The organism is Rhodopseudomonas infernalis (genome assembly GCF_022271405.1).
Taxonomy (GTDB): Bacteria; Pseudomonadota; Alphaproteobacteria; order Rhizobiales; family Xanthobacteraceae; genus Rhodopseudomonas; species Rhodopseudomonas infernalis.
Genome location: NZ_JAJNAL010000065.1, coordinates 1 through 18,646, shown reverse-complemented (window position 1 = coordinate 18,646; position 18,646 = coordinate 1). Strand labels below are relative to the sequence as shown.

General features: G+C 66.9%; 14 protein-coding genes and 1 pseudogene. 4 read left to right on the top strand and 11 right to left on the bottom strand.

Features of this window, described 5'->3' with window-relative positions:
• Positions 1–22: 22 nt before the first annotated feature.
• The 6 genes from trpS to LPW26_RS24365 form a co-directional block, all read right to left on the bottom strand.
• On the bottom strand, positions 23–1,072 hold the full coding sequence (gene trpS, locus LPW26_RS24390; protein ID WP_238738352.1) for a tryptophan--tRNA ligase: 1,050 nt from the start codon (positions 1,070–1,072) through the stop codon (positions 23–25).
• Between the two features lie 74 nt (positions 1,073–1,146).
• Positions 1,147–2,703 (bottom strand): murein biosynthesis integral membrane protein MurJ, encoded by a 1,557-nt coding sequence (gene murJ, locus LPW26_RS24385; RefSeq protein ID WP_238738351.1) that lies wholly within the window; start codon positions 2,701–2,703, stop codon positions 1,147–1,149.
• A 322-nt stretch (positions 2,704–3,025) separates the two neighbouring features.
• The gene (gene holA, locus LPW26_RS24380) at positions 3,026–4,054 is read right to left on the bottom strand and encodes a DNA polymerase III subunit delta (RefSeq protein WP_238738350.1); all 1,029 of its coding nucleotides are present in this window, start codon (positions 4,052–4,054) and stop codon (positions 3,026–3,028) included.
• Between the two features lie 33 nt (positions 4,055–4,087).
• On the bottom strand, positions 4,088–4,648 hold the full coding sequence (gene lptE, locus LPW26_RS24375; protein WP_406678230.1) for an LPS assembly lipoprotein LptE: 561 nt from the start codon (positions 4,646–4,648) through the stop codon (positions 4,088–4,090).
• Positions 4,635–7,259: a leucine--tRNA ligase gene (gene leuS / locus LPW26_RS24370; protein ID WP_238738348.1), complete on the bottom strand. Its 2,625-nt coding sequence runs from the start codon at positions 7,257–7,259 to the stop codon at positions 4,635–4,637. Before leuS ends, lptE begins: the two co-directional genes overlap by 14 nt.
• 234 nt (positions 7,260–7,493) lie before the next feature.
• Positions 7,494–9,170 carry a diguanylate cyclase domain-containing protein gene (locus LPW26_RS24365; protein ID WP_238738347.1) on the bottom strand — a complete coding sequence of 559 codons (1,677 nt, stop codon included), beginning with the start codon at positions 9,168–9,170 and terminating at the stop codon, positions 7,494–7,496.
• 173 nt (positions 9,171–9,343) lie between these two features.
• Between LPW26_RS24365 and LPW26_RS24360 the strand changes: the two genes are divergently transcribed.
• A complete protein-coding gene (locus LPW26_RS24360; RefSeq protein WP_238738346.1) occupies positions 9,344–10,009 on the top strand; it encodes a YggS family pyridoxal phosphate-dependent enzyme in 666 nt (221 codons plus the stop codon).
• Positions 10,010–10,172: 163 nt separating this feature from the next.
• On the opposite strand, the gene LPW26_RS24355 is transcribed toward LPW26_RS24360, so the two are convergent.
• Positions 10,173–10,727 carry a L,D-transpeptidase family protein gene (locus LPW26_RS24355; RefSeq protein WP_238738345.1) on the bottom strand — a complete coding sequence of 185 codons (555 nt, stop codon included), beginning with the start codon at positions 10,725–10,727 and terminating at the stop codon, positions 10,173–10,175.
• A gap of 179 nt (positions 10,728–10,906) precedes the next feature.
• Between LPW26_RS24355 and LPW26_RS24350 the strand changes: the two genes are divergently transcribed.
• Together LPW26_RS24350 and LPW26_RS24345 are read left to right on the top strand one after the other, a co-directional pair.
• On the top strand, positions 10,907–11,593 hold the full coding sequence (locus tag LPW26_RS24350) for a response regulator transcription factor (protein WP_238738344.1): 687 nt from the start codon (positions 10,907–10,909) through the stop codon (positions 11,591–11,593).
• A 75-nt stretch (positions 11,594–11,668) separates the two neighbouring features.
• Entirely contained in the window at positions 11,669–12,118 is a 450-nt protein-coding gene (locus LPW26_RS24345; RefSeq protein ID WP_238738343.1) for a cyclic nucleotide-binding domain-containing protein, read from the top strand.
• A gap of 248 nt (positions 12,119–12,366) precedes the next feature.
• Here the strand turns inward: LPW26_RS24345 and LPW26_RS24340 are convergent, their stop codons facing one another.
• The 4 genes from LPW26_RS24340 to LPW26_RS24325 form a co-directional block, all read right to left on the bottom strand.
• Positions 12,367–13,179, bottom strand: coding sequence for an exodeoxyribonuclease III (locus LPW26_RS24340; protein WP_238738342.1), 813 nt, complete (start codon positions 13,177–13,179; stop codon positions 12,367–12,369).
• 203 nt (positions 13,180–13,382) lie between these two features.
• Complete coding sequence (locus LPW26_RS24335; protein WP_238738341.1) at positions 13,383–14,324, bottom strand: outer membrane lipoprotein carrier protein LolA; 942 nt, start codon at positions 14,322–14,324, stop codon at positions 13,383–13,385.
• A gap of 17 nt (positions 14,325–14,341) precedes the next feature.
• On the bottom strand, positions 14,342–16,825 hold the full coding sequence (locus LPW26_RS24330) for a DNA translocase FtsK (RefSeq protein ID WP_238738340.1): 2,484 nt from the start codon (positions 16,823–16,825) through the stop codon (positions 14,342–14,344).
• 16 nt (positions 16,826–16,841) lie between these two features.
• Entirely contained in the window at positions 16,842–18,068 is a 1,227-nt protein-coding gene (locus LPW26_RS24325) for an aminotransferase class I/II-fold pyridoxal phosphate-dependent enzyme (RefSeq protein ID WP_238738339.1), read from the bottom strand.
• Between the two features lie 384 nt (positions 18,069–18,452).
• On the opposite strand from LPW26_RS24325, the pseudogene LPW26_RS24320 reads away from it, so the two are divergent.
• A pseudogene (locus LPW26_RS24320) lies at positions 18,453–18,646 on the top strand (hypothetical protein); the annotation flags it as partial.

The following is an 18,646-nucleotide window of genomic DNA, read 5'->3' as shown; positions in this document are numbered from 1 at the left end:
CTGCGGTGCGTGGCAACGAACCTCAGCCCTTCTTGCGCACCATGCCCATGATGTCCTTCACCGCCATCATGGTCTCGGCGGCAATCACGCGGGCACGGTCGCTGCCGTCGGCGAGGACGCTGTCGACATAGTCGTGATCGGCCGACAGCCGCTTCATCTCGCCGGCGATCGGCGACAGCTTTTCGACCGCGAGGTCGACCAGATTCGACTTGAACGCCGAGAACTGCGCGCCGCCGAATTCGCCGAGCACGGCGGCTTTCGGCTTGCCCGACAGCGCCGCGTAGATGCCGACCAGATTGTCGGCTTCGGGGCGCGGCTCGAGGCCCTTCTCTTCGGTCGGCAGCGGCTCCGGATCGGTCTTGGCCTTGCGGATCTTTTGCGCGATCGCGTCGGCATCGTCGGTGAGGTTGATGCGCGAGTAGTCCGACGGATCGGACTTCGACATCTTCTTGGTGCCGTCGCGCAGACTCATCACCCGCGTCGCAGGGCCGGTGATCACCGGCTCGGGCAGCGGAAAGAACACCTCGTCGAGCCCCTGCGCGGCGATCGAGGCCGAGAAGTCGTTATTGAACTTCTGGGCGATGTCGCGGGTCAGTTCGAGATGCTGCTTCTGGTCTTCGCCGACCGGCACATGCGTGGCGCGGTACACCAGAATGTCGGACGCCATCAGCACCGGGTAGTCATAAAGACCGATGGAGGCGTTCTCGCGATCCTTGCCGGCCTTCTCCTTGAACTGGGTCATGCGGTTGAGCCAGCCGAGCCGGGCGACGCAGTTGAACACCCAGGCGAGCTCGGCGTGTTCGGCGACCTGGCTCTGGTTGAAGATGATGTGCTTCTTCGGATCGATGCCGGCCGCGATGAACGCCGCGGTGACTTCGCGGGTATTGCGGCGCAGCTCGTCCGGGCCGCCCCAGACCGTCACCGGCACCGTGATGGCGTGCAGATCGACCACGCAATAGATGCAGTTGTGCGTCTCCTGCAGCTTCACGAAATTGACGATCGCGCCGAGATAGTTGCCGAGATGGAGATTGCCGGTGGGCTGAACCCCGGAAAATACCCGTTGTGTGGTCATGGTCAGTTCCTGCGCGAGATCGGTCGGCGACGCGCCCGATGGCGGCGGCGCGGCCGTCCATTGGCACGCGGAGGCTAGCCGCGCAAGCCGCGCGGCGACCGCAGCGCCGTTCCCAGCGCGGCCGGCCGCACCACCCCGAACAGCACCAGCAATCCGCCATAGACGATCAGCCCACCGGCGATCAGGACGCCGAGCGCCGCCGCCTGGGCCAGCGCTCCCGCCGGCGCCGCCCAGGGCAGCACGAAGCTGGCCTTCAGCGTCAGCAGGCCGCCCATCGCGGCGGCGGCGACCGCGATCAGCACCAGACGGCGGCGCGCCGCGGCGTCGATGCTGACGCCGAAGCGGCGCAGCCCCTGCGCCAGCAGCACGGCCGCATTGCTCGAGCCACCGAGCACAATCGCCAGCGCCACGCCCGCGGCGCCGAGCAGCCGCCCGAGCAGCAGCGCCGCCACCAGCGCGACGGCGAGTGCCAGCAGCGTGGCGATCAGCGGCGTGCGGGTGTCCTCGCGGGCGTAGAACGCCGCCGACCAGGTCTTGGCCAGCACCTGCGCCGGCAGACCGAGCGCCAGAATGCCGAGCGCCAGCGCGGTCGCGGCGGTGTCTTCGGCGCCGAACGCGCCGTGCTCGAACAGCAGCCGGACGATCGGCTCGCGCAACACGATCAGCCCGAGCGTCGCCGGCAGCGCGACGCCGAGCGCCAGTTCGAGCCCGCGCGACGCCGCCTCCGACTGCGCGGCGCGATCGTCGCCGCGCACGGCGCGCGCCAGTTCCGGAACCAGCACGGCGCCCATCGCCACGCCGACGATGCCGAGCGGCAGCTCGATCAGGCGGTTGGCGAAATACAGCCACGACACCGCCGACGGCGTCGACGACGCCACGATCGCGCCGATCACGATCAGCAGCTGCGGCCCGGAATTGGCGATCATGCCGGGGATCGCCTTGACGAAAAACGCCCGCATCGCGGTGTCGAACGACACCCGCAGCGGCGTCGCGAGCTTTTCGCCGCGGCTGTTGAATACCAGGATCGACAGCTGCAGCAGACCGGCGATGCCGACAGTGGCGGACAGCAGCCACGCCGCCGCGACGTCGTCGTCGCTCGCGAACAGCAGCACCGCGGTGACGACGATCAGTGCCGCGTTGAACAGCAGCGGCGAGAACGCCGTCAGCCCGACTTTGCCCTGCGCGTTGAACAGCCCCATCATCACCGCGACCGGGCCGGCGAACGCCAGATAGGGCAGCATCAGCCGCGCGTCGCGCACCGCCATGCCGAGCGTCGGCTGACCGACGAAGCCGGGCGCCAGGAGCGCGATCAACAGCGGCATGAACACGCCGACCAGCACCGCCAGCACCAGCGTCGCCAGCGCCACCGTGCCGAGCAGCCGGCCGGCGAAGGCCGCGGCCGCCGCCGCGCCGTTGTGTTCGCGCACCCGCAGCCACGCCGGCACCAGCGCGGCGTTGAGGGCGCCCTCGGTCAGCAGCCGCCGCGTCACATTGACGAGCTGAAACGCCAGCAGAAACGCATCCGCCACCGCCCCGGCGCCGAGCAGTGCGGCGACCAGTGCGTCGCGCACGAAGCCGAGCAGGCGAGACGACAACGTACCGGCGGACACCGTGAGCAGCGGGCGGATCATGAGGCGCTTATAGCCTGTTTGCAGGCGCGGGGGGCGTTGCCACAGGCACAGCCTCATGGTGAGGAGGCGCGAAGCGCCGTCTCGAACCATGCACGGGTGCCAAGCGCCGATCTTCGAGACGCCACGCTTCAGGCCGTCATGGCCGGGCCTGTCCCGGCCATCGCCTTTCCTGCGTCTCCGGCAGCAAGACGTGGATGCCCGGCACGAGGCCGGGCATGACGCGTGGAGAGTGGAGTGCTCGAATCCAAAGGGCGCATTTCCGGCCAGGCTCTCAGGATGAGGGCTCAGTGCAACGTGGAAAGGCTTCAGTCCGCGAAGCGCCCTAGCTCCGGCGCCGCGCATTCACCGAGATCGACAGCAGCGTGCGCTGGGCGATCGCGGCGCCGAGGCTGGCCTGGCGGCGGGTGTCGAGCGCGGCGGTGGCGAGCAGTTCGATGATCTGTGCCAGCCGCGCCGGGGAGAGATTGCGCAGCGCGGTTTCGGCGGCGGTCTTGCGGGAGAAATGCAGCCGGGGGAAGCCGCTGTCGAGCGCGGTCGCGGCCGGCGTGCCGGTTTCGACCGTCAGGCTGGTCTTGTGCAGGAACGCGGCATGACGCTGCGCCGCCAGAATGATCTGGCCCGGATAGGTGCCGGCCACCATCGCCTTGGCGAACTCGCTCTCGACCACCTGCGGCTTGCCCGAAAACGCCGCATCCACAATGACGTCGAGCTTGAGGTCGGAGGCATCGGACACGCAGGCCATGACGTCGTCGAGCGAGATCTCGCCGCGGCCGTGGGCATACAGCGTGAGCTTGCGGACCTCGTTGCGCGACGCCTGACGGTCGCCGCCGAGCAGCGTCATCAGGATGGCGCGGGCGTCGCGGGCGATCTGCAGACTCGCGGTGCGCAGCTCGTCGTCGATCAGCTTGGTGAGATCGGCCTCGGCGTCCGGGTAGCAGCCGATCGCCACCGCGCTCGCGGCCTTCTCGCAGGCCTTGCGCAGCGCGTTGTCGGGCTTGATGTCGCCGGCCTCGATGACGACGCGGCACTCCCTGGGCGGCGACGCCGCCAGCGCTTCGACGCCGGCAACGAAGCTGCGTGAGCCGGCGCGGACACGGATCGCCCGGCGGCCGCCGAACATCGGAATCGCCAGCGCCTCGTCGACCAGCCGCGACGGCTCCGCGGCGAGTTCATCGCCGTCGAGTCGCACCAGCGCGAACGGGTCCTTGGGATCGTCGAGCGCGGAGGCGATCAGGGCGTCGGCACGCTCGCGCACCAGCCCGGCGTCTGGGCCGTACAGCAGGATCAGCGGCCGTGCCGGATCGGGGCGAGCCAAAAAGGCGGTGGCGTCTCTGCCGCGCAGCGCGACCATGGCAGACTCACATCGGCGATCGGCGTGGCCGGCTCACATGCCGGCGTAGAAGAACGACGCGAGCCGGGTGTTGATGTTTTCGGCGATTTCCTGCGCGGCGCGATCCTCGGCGTCGCGGCCGGCGCGGGTCCGGGCGAAGCGCTGGGTCTGCCCCGGCACGTCGTATTCGACACGCGAGAAGGTGCTGCCGGTCAGCACGACCTTGCCGGTGGCGATCTCGATCAGCCGGAAATTGGCGTCGATGCCGTAGTTTTCGATGGTGGGCAGCGTGGTGTTGGGATCGACGATCAGCGACGACCGCGACGAGTTGATGTTCAGCGCCAGCGTATACAGCGGCGGCGCGCCGGTGGCACTGCCGTACATCTTGAACATCAGCGCATTGCGGATCTCGACGCCGATTCGCGCGTTGCGCGAACTGTTCGGCACGTCGAGCGGCGGCACCTGCACGGCGGACAGCTTGTCGCGCAGCGTCGGCGAGCCGTCGCCGCGGTCCGCATACATCGGCTGGAAACAGCCGGCCAGCGGCATCGCCAGCATCGCGGCCAGCGCCAGCCTGATTCCCATTCTTGCTGCAGCAGACCTAGCCGACGACATTCACGATCCTCTGCGGAACCACGATCACCTTGCGAACGGGCTTGCCGTCCAGCGCCTGTCTTACCGCATCGAGGGCCAAAACGGCAGCCTCAATTTCGGCGTTTGCGGCGGCCCGGGGCACCGTCACCTCGGTGCGCTTCTTGCCATTGACCTGCACCGGCAAGGTGATGCTGTCCTCGACCAGCAGGTCGCGTTCGATCGGCGGCCAGGCCGCTTCGGACACCAGCCCGGGCTGCCCGAGCTCGGCCCAGCACTCTTCGGCCAGATGCGGCATCATCGGATGGAACAGCTGCACCAGGATGGCCGAGGCCTCGCGAATCGCCCAGGCCAGATCCGGCGCCGGCGTCCCAGCCTTGGCCAGCACGTCGCCGAGACCATTGGAGAACTCGCGGATGTGCGCGAGGCTGACGTTGAAGGCCAGCCGCTCGATGCCGGACAAAACCTTGTCGAGCGCGCCATGCGCCGCCTTGCGTACCGCCAGCGCCTCGGGGCCGAAGCTCTCGGGCCGCGTCACCGGGGCCGCCTTGGCGATCTCGGCGGCGTCGTTCACCATCCGCCACAGCCGCTGCACGAAGCGCGAGGCGCCCTTGACGCCCTCCTCGCTCCAGATCACGTCGCGATCGGGCGGGGAGTCGGACAGCATGAACCAGCGCGCCGTATCGGCCCCGTAGGTGCCGATGATCTCGTCGGGATCGACGGTGTTGCGCTTGGACTTCGACATCTTCTCGATCGGGCCGATCTCGACCGGCGTGCCGCCGTCGAGCAGCGTCGCCTTCCGCGAATCACCCTCGACCGTGATGGCGATCTCGGCCGGCGAGGCGAAGTGGCCGTCGGCGGTCCGATAGGTCTCGTGCACCACCATGCCCTGGGTGAACATGCCGCGGAACGGCTCGTCCAGCGCGACATGGCCGGTGGCCTTCATGGCCCGGGTGAAGAACCGGCTGTACAGCAGGTGCAAAATCGCGTGCTCGACGCCGCCGATATACTGATCGACCGGCAGCATGCGGTTGACCACGTCGGGCGTGGTCGGCGCGGTCTCGTTCCACGGATCGGTGAAGCGCGCGAAGTACCAGGACGAATCGACGAACGTATCCATCGTGTCGGTTTCGCGCTGCGCCTTAGCCCCGCATTGCGGGCAGGCGACGTGCTTCCAGGTCGGGTGATGGTCGAGCGCGTTGCCGGGTTTGTCGAACGACACGTCCTCCGGTAGCTCGACCGGCAGGTCCTTATCGGGCACCGGCACGACGCCGCAGACCTCGCAATGGATCACCGGAATCGGGCAGCCCCAATAGCGCTGGCGCGAGATGCCCCAGTCGCGCAGGCGGAAGTTGACCTTGCGCTCGCCGACCGGCGCATTGCCGAGCGTCGCGGCTTCGAGCCGCTTGGCGACCTCTTCCTTGGCGTCCGCGATCGTCATGCCGTCGAGGAAGCGCGAATTGATCATCCGGCCGTCGCCGTCATAGGCCTCGTCGGTAATGACGAAGCTGGCCGGGTCCTGGCCTTCAGGGCAAACGACGGGCGTGTTGCCGAGCTTGTACTTGTTGACGAAGTCGAGGTCGCGCTGGTCGTGCGCCGGGCAGCCGAAGATGGCGCCGGTGCCGTATTCCATTAGCACGAAGTTCGCGACGTAAACCGGGATCTGCCAGCTCGGGTCGAACGGATGCACGGCGCGGATGCCGGTGTCGATGCCCTGCTTCTCGGCGGTGTCGATCTCGGCCTGCGCGGTGCCGCGCTTCTTGCACTCGTCGACGAACGCCGCGATCTGCGGATTCTTCGCAGCGGCCGCCAGCGCCAGCGGATGATCGCCGGCGATCGCCATGAACTTGGCGCCGAACAACGTATCGGGGCGCGTCGTGAAGATCTTCAGCTCGGTCTCGCCGCCGGGCGTCGTCGCCGGGTCGAGCGCGAAGCGGACCAGCAGGCCTTCGCTGCGGCCGATCCAGTTGCGCTGCATCAGCCGCACCTTGTCGGGCCAGCGGTCGAGCGTCTCCAGCGCGTCGAGCAGCTCCTGGGAGTACCTGGTGATCTTGAACACCCACTGGTTCATCTCGCGCAGCTCGACGACGGCACCGGAGCGCCAGCCGCGGCCGTCGATCACCTGCTCGTTGGCCAGCACGGTCATGTCGACCGGGTCCCAGTTGAGCTTGCGGGTCTCCCGTTCGGCGAGGCCCGCCTTCAGGAAATCCAGGAACATCTTCTGCTGATGCTTGTAGTAGCGCGGGTCGCAGGTCGCGAATTCACGCGCCCAGTCGAGCGACAGCCCCATGGTCTGGAGCTGCTTCTTCATCGCCGCGATGTTGTCGTAGGTCCACGCCTTGGGCGCGACCTTGCGCTCGATCGCGGCGTTCTCGGCCGGCAGACCGAACGCATCCCAGCCCATCGGGTGCAGCACGTTGTAGCCGCGCGCCCGCATCGTCCGCGCCACCACGTCGCCCATGGTGTAGTTGCGGACGTGCCCCATGTGGATCCGCCCGGACGGATACGGAAACATCTCCAGCACGTAATACTTTGGACGCGGGTCGTCGTTCTGCGTGGCGAAGATCTTCGCCTCGTCCCACTTCGCCTGCCATTTGGGTTCGGATTCGCGGGCGTTGTAACGTTCGTTGCTCATGACAGATCAGTCGGGCTGGAGATCGATCGAGTGCCGGTTTGGGCGCTGCGGATGGGAAGCGCGAACGAGGTCGCAAACCGGTGCGGGGACTCGGGGACAATTCGCGCGCGAAGCGCGCGGACTAGGCCATGAAACCCGGCGCCCGGTCAATGGGATGGGCGCGGCCCGGCGGCGACTGCGGCGCAGGCCGGCCGGCACGGCCAATCTGGCTTGGCCAGTTCGGCTTGGCGGATGTCAGCTCGCGATCGCCATCGCGGCCGGCGCGGCGGTGCGCATCAGGCCGTGCTCGACCACGGTATTGCGGCCCCGGTGCTTGGCCGCATAGAGCGCCGCGTCGGCGGCCTCGAGCAGATCGCTCGGCACCGCGTCGTCGGCCGGCACCGCCGCGGCGACACCGACGCTGATGGTGACGCGCTGGAACACGCTGCTGCGATGGGGCAGCGCCAGCCGCTCGATCGTGTCGCGGACCATCTCGCCGACCACCACCGCGGCGGCGGCATCGGTTTCCGGCAGCAGCAGACAGAATTCCTCGCCGCCGTAGCGCGCCGCGAAGCCGCCGGTGTCGTTGGCCACCCCTGCCAGCGCCTCGCCGATCCGCGACAGGCAGGCATCGCCCTCCGGATGGCCATAGCTGTCGTTGAACATCTTGAAATGGTCGACGTCGAGCATCAGCAGCGCCAGGCAATGGCCGTTCTGCACCGCCCGCACCCACTCGAAATCGAGCCGGTTCTGGAAGCCGCGGCGGTTGCCGAGGCCGCTCAGCAGATCCATCGACGCCATCATCGACAGGTTGTTGTTGGTCTCCAGCAATTCGCGTTCGCGCTGACCAAGCTGCGCCGCCATGGCGTTGAAGGCGCGCGCCAGCGGCTGAAATTCGGACGGCAGCTTGGCGCGATTGGCCCGCGCCGCCCAGTCGCCATGGGCGAACCGCTGCGCCGCCGAGGTCAGCATCGAGATCGGCTTGACGATCAGCCGTTCGGCGGCGATCAGCGCGCCGAGCAGGGCGATCAGGCAGACCAGCCCGAGCTGCAGATAGGCGGTGCGGATTTCCTGATCGATCGCGGCGGACACCACATTTTCGTCCAGCGTCATCACCAGCCGGGCGTTGGTGCCGGGAATCCGCGACACCGCCAGCAGCCGATCGTCATCGTCATGGGAGGTCGCCAATTCGTGCTCGGGCGGGTTGGCGCCAAGCGCGAAGGCGAGCGGCGCCCGGTCGAGCTTGAAGCCGATCTGGCTGCGCTGATTGGGCGAAGCGGCCAGGACGGTGCCCTCGCCGTCGATCATCACCACGCTCAGCCCGGCATGGCCGGCCAGATTGGTCATGATGTCGGACAGCCAGTCGAGATTCATTCCGGCAATCAGCACCGCCTCTTCGCCGGTGTCCACGGCCGACACCGGATAGGCCGCCAGAATGGTGCCCTTGCCGGACTGCGCGCCGACCACGAAATCGCTCACGACGAAATCGTGGAGCTCCAGCGCCCGGCGGAAATACGCGCGGTCGCCGACCCGGGCGCCGACGAAGGTGGCCGCGGTCGAGCAGTACACCAGACCGTTTTTGTCCGCGACCGAGAGCATCCGGATCGACGGCAGATCGACCCGCAGGCTGGCGCGCAGGATGCTGCAGCTGCGGCCGATCTGGGACGCGCCGGCATGAATGTAAGCGGCGGATTTCAGCACGGCCTCGACCGAGGAAATCACCTCGCGCTGCGCGTCGGAGGCACGCTGCGCCAGCGTCGCGACATTGTTGGCGACCGCGGCGAGCTGGGTGGCGCGGGTGTGTTCGAGCAACCGGATGCGATCCAGCATCAGCGGACACACCAGGATCAGCGCCAGAATCACCAGCCTGGCGCGGATTCCGAACAGCCCCCTGAGCTTCGCTTTCTTGCGAATGATGGCGATGCGTGACATCGTTGCCCCCTCAACCCCCGTAAGCAACCTAGGAGCAAGGGTTCAAGAACCCTTTCTCCATTTCGTTACAATTTGAGCAAGGCGCGTCCCGTGGTTGCAGTGACCCATCCGTTCGCGAATTCGTTCGGCCAAACACGCGGCCCGCGAGCGATATTTTTTTATTCGGCAGACCGATGAGTGTTGGGACACTCCACGGGCTCGCGGCTGTCGAACAGCAGATCGCGCAAGCCTGCCGCGACGCGCGCCGTGCGCGCGACTCGGTCACGCTCATTGCGGTGTCGAAGACGTTCGAGCCGGATGCGATCGCGCCGGTGCTGGCCGCGGGTCAGCGTGTGTTCGGCGAAAATCGCGTGCAGGAGGCCAAGGCCAAATGGCCGCCGCTGATCACCGAGCATGCGGGCACCAAACTGCATCTGATCGGACCGCTGCAGTCCAACAAGGTGAAGGAAGCGGTGGCGCTGTTCGACGCGATCCATTCCGTCGACCGCCCGAGCCTGGCTGAGGCGCTCGGCAAGGCGCTGCCGGCCTCCGGCCGCGCGATCGAGCTGTTCGTTCAGGTCAACACCGGCGAGGAACCGCAGAAGGCCGGCGTCGCCCCGCAGGAGGCCGACGCCTTCATCGCGGCCTGCCGCGACCAATGGGGCCTGACGATTTCCGGGCTGATGTGCATCCCGCCGGTCGACGAAGCCCCGGCGCCGCATTTCGCCCTGACGGCCAAGATCGCCAAGCGCAACGGCCTCGCCAACCTGTCGATGGGCATGAGCGCCGACTTCGCCACCGCCATCGAGTTCGGCGCAACCCATGTGCGGGTCGGGTCGGCGATCTTCGGGCATCGGTAGGAGAAGCCCCATTCCTCCCCGTCATCGCCCGGCTTGTCCGGGCGACCCAGTATCCCAGTGCGCTAGTGCTGAACAATGAGCGCTCTGGAATACTGGGCCACCCGCTTTCGCGGGTGGTGACGGCAATCATTGAGGCGGTCGCTGCTTTCCTAAGCTCTTCCGCCTACCCGATCACGATCCTGGTCCGCGGCCCGATCCGCCTCAGCAACCTCAGCAGATTGCCACGGGTCATCGCGACGCAGCCGGCGGTGGGGCCGAAATTGTCGCGGGCGAGGTGGAAGAAGACGGCGCTGCCGCGACCGGCGATGCGCGGCCGGGCGTTGTGGTCGATCTCGATGATGAGGTCGTAGAGATGGTCGGCGCGCTGCAGCCGGTCGCCGGCCTCCGCTGCGCCGCGGCGGAGCGGGCGATTGTAGTGCCGGCTCGCCGGGTCTTCGCACCAGGCATCCTCGCCGGTGATGGGCCGGACCGGCAGGAAGGTCCGCGGCCGCTGCAAGCGGTCGACCCGCCACCACAGCCGCACCGGCCGGAAACTGCCACGCGGCGTGCCGCCGTCGCCCTCGCGCTTGTTGGCCAGAATGCCGCCGCGGCCGAGCGCCACCGGGATGGTCTGGCCGGCGGCCGTGAGCCACCCGCGGCTGCGCTGCCCGGCCGCAGGCCGAACGCGGATCACCGACAGCGACCGGTCGGCCGCTGGCTTGACGCAACCTTTTGACATTTATTCACTTTTACCCTCGGAGCGACGCTCCGTCGCGCGCGATTCCTGCAAATTTAGCATAGCGCTTGTTCAATTCGGCGGGAACGATCCCTATTTGCTGTTCTGCGATACAATCGCGCGTGATTTGGAAGCAATGGCCCGCATCGCCGGATCGCCTGCAAGACCGAAGGACATCGACCATGCCGAACGCCCGCAAGATCCTGATCGTGGACGACGACACCGATCTGCGCGACGCGCTGGTCGAACAGCTGTCGCTGCACGAGGAGTTCGAGGCCTCGGCGGTCGACACCGGAGCCAAGGGTGTGCAATCCGCCAAAGCCAATTCGCCGGATCTGGTGCTGATGGATGTCGGCCTGCCCGACACCGACGGCCGCGAGGTCGTTCGCTCGCTCCGCAAGGGCGGCTTCAAGGCGCCGATCATCATGCTGACCGGCCACGATACGGATTCCGATACCATTCTCGGCCTGGAGAGCGGCGCCAACGACTACGTCGCCAAGCCGTTCCGCTTCGCCGTGCTGCTGGCGCGTATCCGCGCCCAGCTGCGCCAGCACGAGGCCAGCGAGGACGCGGTGTTCACTGTGGGGCCCTACAGCTTCCGCCCGGGCTCCAAGATGCTGACCGGCGCCAACGCCAAGAAGGTTCGGCTGACCGAGAAGGAAACCGCGATCCTGCGCTTCCTGTACCGCGCCGGACAATCGGCGGTGTCGCGCGAGACGCTGCTGCAGGAGGTGTGGGGCTATAATTCGGGCGTGACCACGCACACGCTCGAGACCCACATTTACCGACTTCGCCAAAAGATCGAGAAAGACGCGGCGAATCCGGAGATTCTGGTGACCGAGGCCGGTGGCTACAAACTCGTGCCGTGATACCAATAGGGACCGAATCGGCGCCAAAATCTCGCGAATCGAGGATTTGGCGCGTTCCGTTCTGACCGGTCCCTGATGTCGATCGAAGATGATGTTGCATTGCTCGAGCGCGTCCCGACGCTTCGGCTGTTGGGCGAGACCTCGCTGCGCATGCTGGCGATCGGCTCCGAGCAGCGCGACTACGCGCGCGGCGATGCGCTGTTCAAGGCCGGCGATCCGTCCGATGCCGGTTATGTGGTGCAGACCGGATCGTTCCAGGTGACCTCGCCCGACGGCGGACCGTACGAACTGATCGCGCGGCCGGGCGATCTGATCGGCGAGCTCGCACTCGTGCTGCCGATGCCGCGGCCGTCCAATGTCGTGGCGCTGGAGTACTCGTCGGTGATCCGGATCGCCCGCAGCCTGTTTCAGCGCGTGCTCGAAAGCGACCCACCGGCGGCTCGCCGGCTGCGCGACGAATTCGCCTCCCGCACCAGCCAGATCGCCAGCGACATCATGATGGCCGGCGCGAAGCTGGGATCGTAGCCTTCCCCCTCTCCCGCTTGCCGGAGAGGGCCGGGGTGAGGGCGAGCCGAGCCCAGCGCTCGCTACTCATTGATGCTGATAGCATCGGCTTCAGGATATCTGGCCCGATCCGTTCATCATTCGAGAAGCTGGGTGCACGATCGCGGGCGCTCGGCTGCGCGGCGCCCTCACCCCAACCCTCTCCCGCAGGCGGGAGAGGGAGCCCGCTGTGCTCGGGTGTTAGTTCACGGATGAACGCGCCAACGACCTCACAACTCCATCGTCATCGTCACCGGGACGTGGTCGCTTGGGCGTTCCCAGCTGCGGGCGTCGCGCAGGATCTTGAAGTCGGTGACGCGGTCCTTCAGGGCTTCCGACACCCAGATGTGGTCGAGCCGGCGGCCGCGGTCGCCGACGGTCCAGTCGGCGGCCCGATAGCTCCACCAGGTGTAGACCTTCTCGGACAACGGAATGCGCTCGCGCGCGACGTCGACCCAATTGCCGGCGCGTAGCACCGCGAGCAATTTCTCGCATTCGATCGGGGTGTGCGACACCACCTTCAGTAACTGCTTGTGCGACCAGACGTCGTGCTCGTATGGCGCGACGTTGAGATCGCCGACCAGGATGTGGCGCTGATCGCCGGTCGGATGCAGCGGCTCGCAGGCTTTCATCTCGTCGAGAAACGACAGCTTGTGCTTGAACTTCGGATTGACCGCGGGATCCGGAATATCGCCGCCGGCCGGCACGTAGAAATTGTGCACCACCAGCGGCGGATCGGCATCGGCGGTGTTGAGCGACACCGAGATGTGCCGCGAGTCGACGATGTCGCAGAAGGTGCGGACGTCACGCGCGACGAACGGGATTTTCGAGATGATCGCGACGCCGTGGTAGCCCTTCTGGCCGTTGAGCGCGATGTGCTCATAGCCGAGCCGCTTGAATCGCTTCAGCGGAAACGCGTCGTCCGGGCACTTGGTCTCCTGCAGACACAACACATCCGGCCGCTGCGCCTTGAGAAACTTCGCCACCAGGTCGATGCGCAGCCGCACCGAATTGATATTCCAGGTCGTGAGCGTGAAGCGCATCATTTTCGGTCCGGCGTCATTGCGAGCGAAGCGAAGCAATCCAGCGCCGTGCACCAGGCTGGATTGCTTCGTCGCTTCGCTCCTCGCAATGACGGAAAGCGTGGCGGCGGATCATACCAAATGCGCATGGTTCGAGACGCGCGCCAAGAGGCGCGCTCGTCACCATGAGTCCCTGCTTGTGGATGCCGTGAGGCGCAGTCGCCTCAGCCCGGCGGGGTCGAGTAGTCGGTGTAGTCGATCTTGAACATCGTCGGATCGGGGCGACGTGTGGTGTCGAGATTGTAGATCGCCACCGTGGTGTCGTAGCCCTGCGGATCGGTGACGGTCCATTGCTTGAGCTGGCCGTCCTTGACGCCGACCATCAGCATCAGCCGGCTGGTGCCGATCACCGCATTCTTCTCTTCGATGATCACCGAGATGTAGAGATCGTCCGACGTGATGGCGACCACGTTGGTGTCGCGGAGCAGATCGATCTTGTCGCTGAGCAGATAGCGCAGCGGCGTCTGGGACAACGGATAGACGTCCTGGGTGGCCAGCCTGCGGTCACGCACCACCAGCGACTGGCCATCGGCGACCATCGAGATCGGGCTCGGGTCGTCGTATTCGAACCGGACCTTGCCGGGCTTCATGATGTAGAAGTCGCCCTTCAGCTTGCTGCCGTCCGGGCCGACCTGAACGAAATTGCCGACCAGCGTCGACAGCGACGACAGATAGGCGCTGACCCGGGCGGCGTCGGCCTTCTGCTTGGCGTCGAAGGTGGTGAAGATCGACGCCGGCACGTTGCGGCGTGGATCCGGAATGACCGGCTCGGGCGGCGTCGTCAGCTTGGTGAGCGGCGGCGCCGGCTGCGGCGGCTTGGCCTGCCGCGCCGGGTCGGCGGCGCTGAATTGTCGCTCGGTCGCCTTCCCGGTCGCTTTCGGCGATGTCGGCTCCGCCATTGCCAGCGGCGCGGTTGCCAGCCACAGCCCGACGCCAGCCGCAGCGGCGCGGCGCAGGCCGGAGAGGATCGCCGGTCGCGGCGCCAAACCCTTGGTTTCGTTCGTCAATGCAATATCCTGCGCGGGGGCCGCGGATCCGGCGCGCCGTGGCTTTGGCGCTACCGTGGTGCTGTGGCGATTTCGCGACTCCTGGGCGGAGATTTCCATGCCGCTGATCCCGCCGCTCAAAAGTCGGACTCTTCTTCGGCGACGAGGATCTCGCGTTTGCCGGCATGATTGGGCTGGCCGACGATGCCTTCCAGTTCCATCCGCTCCATCAGCGAGGCGGCGCGGTTGTAGCCGATCTGCAGACGGCGCTGGATGTAGCTGGTCGACGCCTTGCGGTCGCGCTTGACGATCGCCACCGCCTGCGAGAACAGGTCGCCGCCGCCGTCGCCGCCCATGCCGGTGGCGTCGAACACCGCGCCGTCTTCGCCTTCGGCCGGCTCCTCGGCGGTGACCGCCTCGAGATATTCGGGCTGGCCCTGCGCCTTGAGATGCTTGACGACCTTCTCGACTTCCTCGTCGGACACAAACGGGCCGTGGACGCGGCTGATGCGGCCGCCGCCCGCCATGTACAGCATGTCGCCCTGGCCGAGCAGCTGCTCGGCGCCCATCTCGCCCAGGATGGTGCGGCTGTCGATCTTCGACGTCACCTGGAAGGAGATGCGGGTCGGGAAGTTGGCCTTGATGGTGCCGGTGATGACGTCGACCGACGGACGCTGCGTCGCCAGGATGACGTGCAGGCCGGCGGCGCGGGCCATCTGGGCGAGGCGCTGCACCGCGCCTTCGATATCCTTGCCGGCGACCATCATCAGGTCCGCCATCTCATCCACGATGATGACGATGTAGGGCAGCGGCTCGAGGTCGAGCTTCTCTTCCTCGTAGATCGCCTTGCCGGTCTCCTTGTCGAAGCCGGTATGAACCGTGCGGGTCAATTCCTCGCCGCGCGCCTTGGCTTCGGACAGGCGGGTGTTGTAGCCGTCGATATTGCGGACGCCGAGCTTGGCCATGCGCTTGTAGCGCTCTTCCATCTCGCGCACCGCCCACTTCAGGGCGACGACCGCCTTCTTCGGATCGGTGACGACCGGCGTCAACAGATGCGGGATGCCGTCATAGACCGAGAGTTCGAGCATCTTCGGATCGACCATGATCAGCCGGCACTGATCCGGCCGCAGCCGATACACCAGGCTGAGGATCATGGTGTTGATCGCGACCGACTTACCCGAACCGGTGGTACCGGCGATCAGCATGTGCGGCGTGCGGGCGAGATCGATGATGATCGAATCGCCGCCGATGTTCTTGCCGAGACAGAGCGGCAGCTTGTGCACCGTCTCGTTGCCGTCCTTCACGCTCAGCAATTCGCGCAAGTACACCTTCTCGCGGTGCGCATTGGGCAGCTCGATGCCGATCGCGTTGCGGCCGGGCACCACCGCGACGCGGGCCGACAGCGCGCTCATCGAACGGGCGATGTCGTCGGACAGGCCGATCACGCGCGACGACTTGATACCTGGCGCCGGTTCGAGTTCGTACAGCGTCACCACGGGGCCCGGGTTCGCCTTGACGATTTCGCCGCGCACGCCGAAATCCTGCAGCACGCCTTCGAGCGCGCGCGAATTGGCTTCGAGTTCGGCCTTGTTGAGCGGCTGGCGATCGGACGCCTTCGGCGCCGTCAGCACGTTGACGGAGGGAAGATCGAACCGGCTCGGCTTTTTCGCCGAGGGACGCGGAGCGGCCTTCTTGCGGGCGCGCGGTGCCGGCGCCTCTTCCTCTTCGTCGTCCTCGATTTCTTCATCGGCCGCCGGTTCGTCATGCTCCGGCTCGTCGTCGAAATCGCGCTCGTCGCGCGGCACGATCGAGGGCGCGGTGCGGCCGCTGCCGAGCTTGGGCTCCTGACGCTCGAACGACGCGGCGGAGCGGCCGGTCGCGGCGCTGCTGACCAGACTGCGGTAGCCCAGCTTGATCAGCCGCCACAACCTCGCCTTGGCGGACAGCATGGCGTGCGCCATCCAGCCGAGCGATACCGAGCCTTCGTCGCGGTCGTCGTCTTCGTCGAGCGGCACATCGTCGGCAATGCTGTCGTCGACCTCCGGCTCGCGCGACCCGTAGCCGCTGGCGATCAGGAAGGTCACGGCCGTCGCGGCCGCGAGCAGCAGCGTAAGGATCACCCGGAAGATGATGCCCGGACCGAACACCAGCGACGGCGCCCGCACCAGCGCATCGCCGACCACGCCGCCGAGCCCGGTCGGCAGCGGCCAGGCGGTGTCGTGCGGGAACGAGCTGGCGAGGCCCGCGGTGAACACCGTGCAGAGGATCCACGCGCCGAAGCGCAGCGCGCGGCGGTCGAACGGGCGATGGTTGAGCATCCGCCAGCCCCAGGTGGCGATCGGCATCAACAGGCCGATCGCGCCGAGGCCGAGGATCTGCATCGTCAGATCGGCGCCGATCGCGCCCGGATAGCCCATCAGATTGTGGATCTTGCGCGAGGTCGCGTGGCTCAGGCTGGGGTCCTGCACCGACCAGGTCGCCAGCGCGGCGGCGGCGACCGCGGCCATCGCGATCAGGCCGAAGCCGCCGAGTTCGCGCAGGCGGCGGGCCAGCGCGTCGCGCAGCGACGTCGGCAAATGCCCGACCAGGGGAATGACACGTTCGATCGCCGGCATACTCACTGCTCTGCCCCGCGACTCACGAAAGAACCCTTACCAGACGGTGCAATGCTTCGGCCGTGGTGTCGCTGTCCTGCACCATCGCCACCCGGATGTAACCAGCACCCGGATTGCTGCCGTCCGGCTGCGGCCGCGCCAAGTAACTGCCCGGAATGACCCGGACGCCGCCGTCGCGGAACAGCTTCACGGTGGCGGCCTCGTCGCCGCCATGAGCGGAGACGTCGAGCCACAGGCAGAAGCCACCCGCGGGACGCTGATAACCGTAGCGCGATCCGAGAATCTGATCGGCGAGGTCGAATTTCAGCCGGTACAGCCGGCGGTTCTCTTCGACATGGGTTTCGTCCGCATAGGCCGCGACCGCGACGTGCTGCAGCGGCACCGGCACCTGCGGAGCCGCGACGTTGCGCAGCTCGTGATAGGCCTTGAGGAAATTCGCATCGCCGGCGACGAAGCCGACGCGCAGACCGGGCAGGTTCGAGCGCTTCGACAGCGACTGAAACACCGCGACGTTGCGGAAATCATCGCCCGCGACCTCGAGCGCACTGCCGGGCGCCTGCCGCGTGTAGATCTCCGAGTAGCATTCGTCGCTGAGGATCAGGAAACCGTAGCGGTCGGCGAGCTGCTTCAGCTTCGCGTAGTAGGCCTGTGAGGCCACCGAGCCCTGCGGATTGGCCGGCGAGGCGACGAAGATCGCGACGGTGCGGGCCAGCGTCGCGGCGTCGAGCGAATCGAGGTCGGGCAGAAAGCCGTTGGCGCGCGTGGTCGGCAGGAACACCGCCTCGCAGCCGGCCGCGCGGGTGCCGGCCGCATAGGCCGGATAGAACGGGTTCGGCAGCAGGATCGCCGGCGTGCCGCTGCGCGGCGCGACATAGCGGGCGGCCGCGACGGCGGCGAGAAACAGCCCCTCGCGGCTGCCGTTCAGCACCAGCACTTCGGTCTCGGGATCGGGCGTGCGCGGCAGCGTAAATCGCCGCGCCAGCCAGGCCGCTGCCGCCTCGCGGAACGGCGCGATGCCCTTGGCCATCGGGTAGCGGCCGAAATCGGCCGTGTGCCGCGCCAGCACCTCAGCCACGAAGCCCGGCAGCGCATGCTGCGGCTCGCCGACCGACAGGTTTATGAGCTTTTCGCCCGGCTGATACGGCGCCAGCAGATCGGTCAGCCGCGCGAACGGCGAACGCTCGCTCTGCCCGACAGCCTCAAGACTGCCGGCCGCGCGCACCGAGGAGGGAGAGGCGGACACAACCATCGCAAACGCCAGCTTTCAGAAACACCCGACCGCCACGATGGACCGAGCGCAAACAGATCAGCCACCATAGATACGGCGAGGTTAAGACGCGATTAACCATCGACGGGTGGGGGAGCCGTGCCTAGATTATGGGAGCGCCTCGGAAACAGGCGGACGTCGAGAATGGCGAGCAGGGCTTCGGGAAATTTCCGCCTTGGGTCCACAAGACATTCTAGAAGCTACATACGTTGGGGCGGTCGTTAGGAGCCAATTCTGGGTAAGGTTGTGTGGTGGAATTTGATCAATTAGAACGTTAGTATGTGTGCACAGGTGGGTCGGTAGCATCCGACTTCAGAATTTGGTTCTTGCCCCACTAGCGCTCATCAGAGCGTCGGGTCATGTCCCATGAAGCACACGTATTTGGCCTTTATCGATGAATCGGGTGACGACGGTTTGGATGGACCGTTTCGTGATGTCGGCAATGCCGGAGGTTCTTCAAAGTGGTTGGCCATTTCAGCGTGCGTATTTCGGCGGACGCATAGCCTCGATGCGGTAACATGGCGAGACGAAATCTCGTCGCGAATGCCGGAACGCAAATC

Coding starts and splice junctions, on each gene's coding strand:
- LPW26_RS24340 (WP_238738342.1), bottom strand. CDS start 13,179: ATGCGCTTCACGCTCACGACCTGGAATATCAATTCGGTGCGGCTGCGC.
- LPW26_RS24335 (WP_238738341.1), bottom strand. CDS start 14,324: ATGGAAATCTCCGCCCAGGAGTCGCGAAATCGCCACAGCACCACGGTA.
- trpS (WP_238738352.1), bottom strand. CDS start 1,072: ATGACCACACAACGGGTATTTTCCGGGGTTCAGCCCACCGGCAATCTC.
- LPW26_RS24345 (WP_238738343.1), top strand. CDS start 11,669: ATGTCGATCGAAGATGATGTTGCATTGCTCGAGCGCGTCCCGACGCTT.
- lptE (WP_406678230.1), bottom strand. CDS start 4,648: ATGTCGTCGGCTAGGTCTGCTGCAGCAAGAATGGGAATCAGGCTGGCG.
- LPW26_RS24325 (WP_238738339.1), bottom strand. CDS start 18,068: ATGGTTGTGTCCGCCTCTCCCTCCTCGGTGCGCGCGGCCGGCAGTCTT.
- LPW26_RS24365 (WP_238738347.1), bottom strand. CDS start 9,170: ATGTCACGCATCGCCATCATTCGCAAGAAAGCGAAGCTCAGGGGGCTG.
- murJ (WP_238738351.1), bottom strand. CDS start 2,703: ATGATCCGCCCGCTGCTCACGGTGTCCGCCGGTACGTTGTCGTCTCGC.
- LPW26_RS24350 (WP_238738344.1), top strand. CDS start 10,907: ATGCCGAACGCCCGCAAGATCCTGATCGTGGACGACGACACCGATCTG.
- LPW26_RS24360 (WP_238738346.1), top strand. CDS start 9,344: ATGAGTGTTGGGACACTCCACGGGCTCGCGGCTGTCGAACAGCAGATC.
- holA (WP_238738350.1), bottom strand. CDS start 4,054: ATGGTCGCGCTGCGCGGCAGAGACGCCACCGCCTTTTTGGCTCGCCCC.
- leuS (WP_238738348.1), bottom strand. CDS start 7,259: ATGAGCAACGAACGTTACAACGCCCGCGAATCCGAACCCAAATGGCAG.
- LPW26_RS24355 (WP_238738345.1), bottom strand. CDS start 10,727: ATGTCAAAAGGTTGCGTCAAGCCAGCGGCCGACCGGTCGCTGTCGGTG.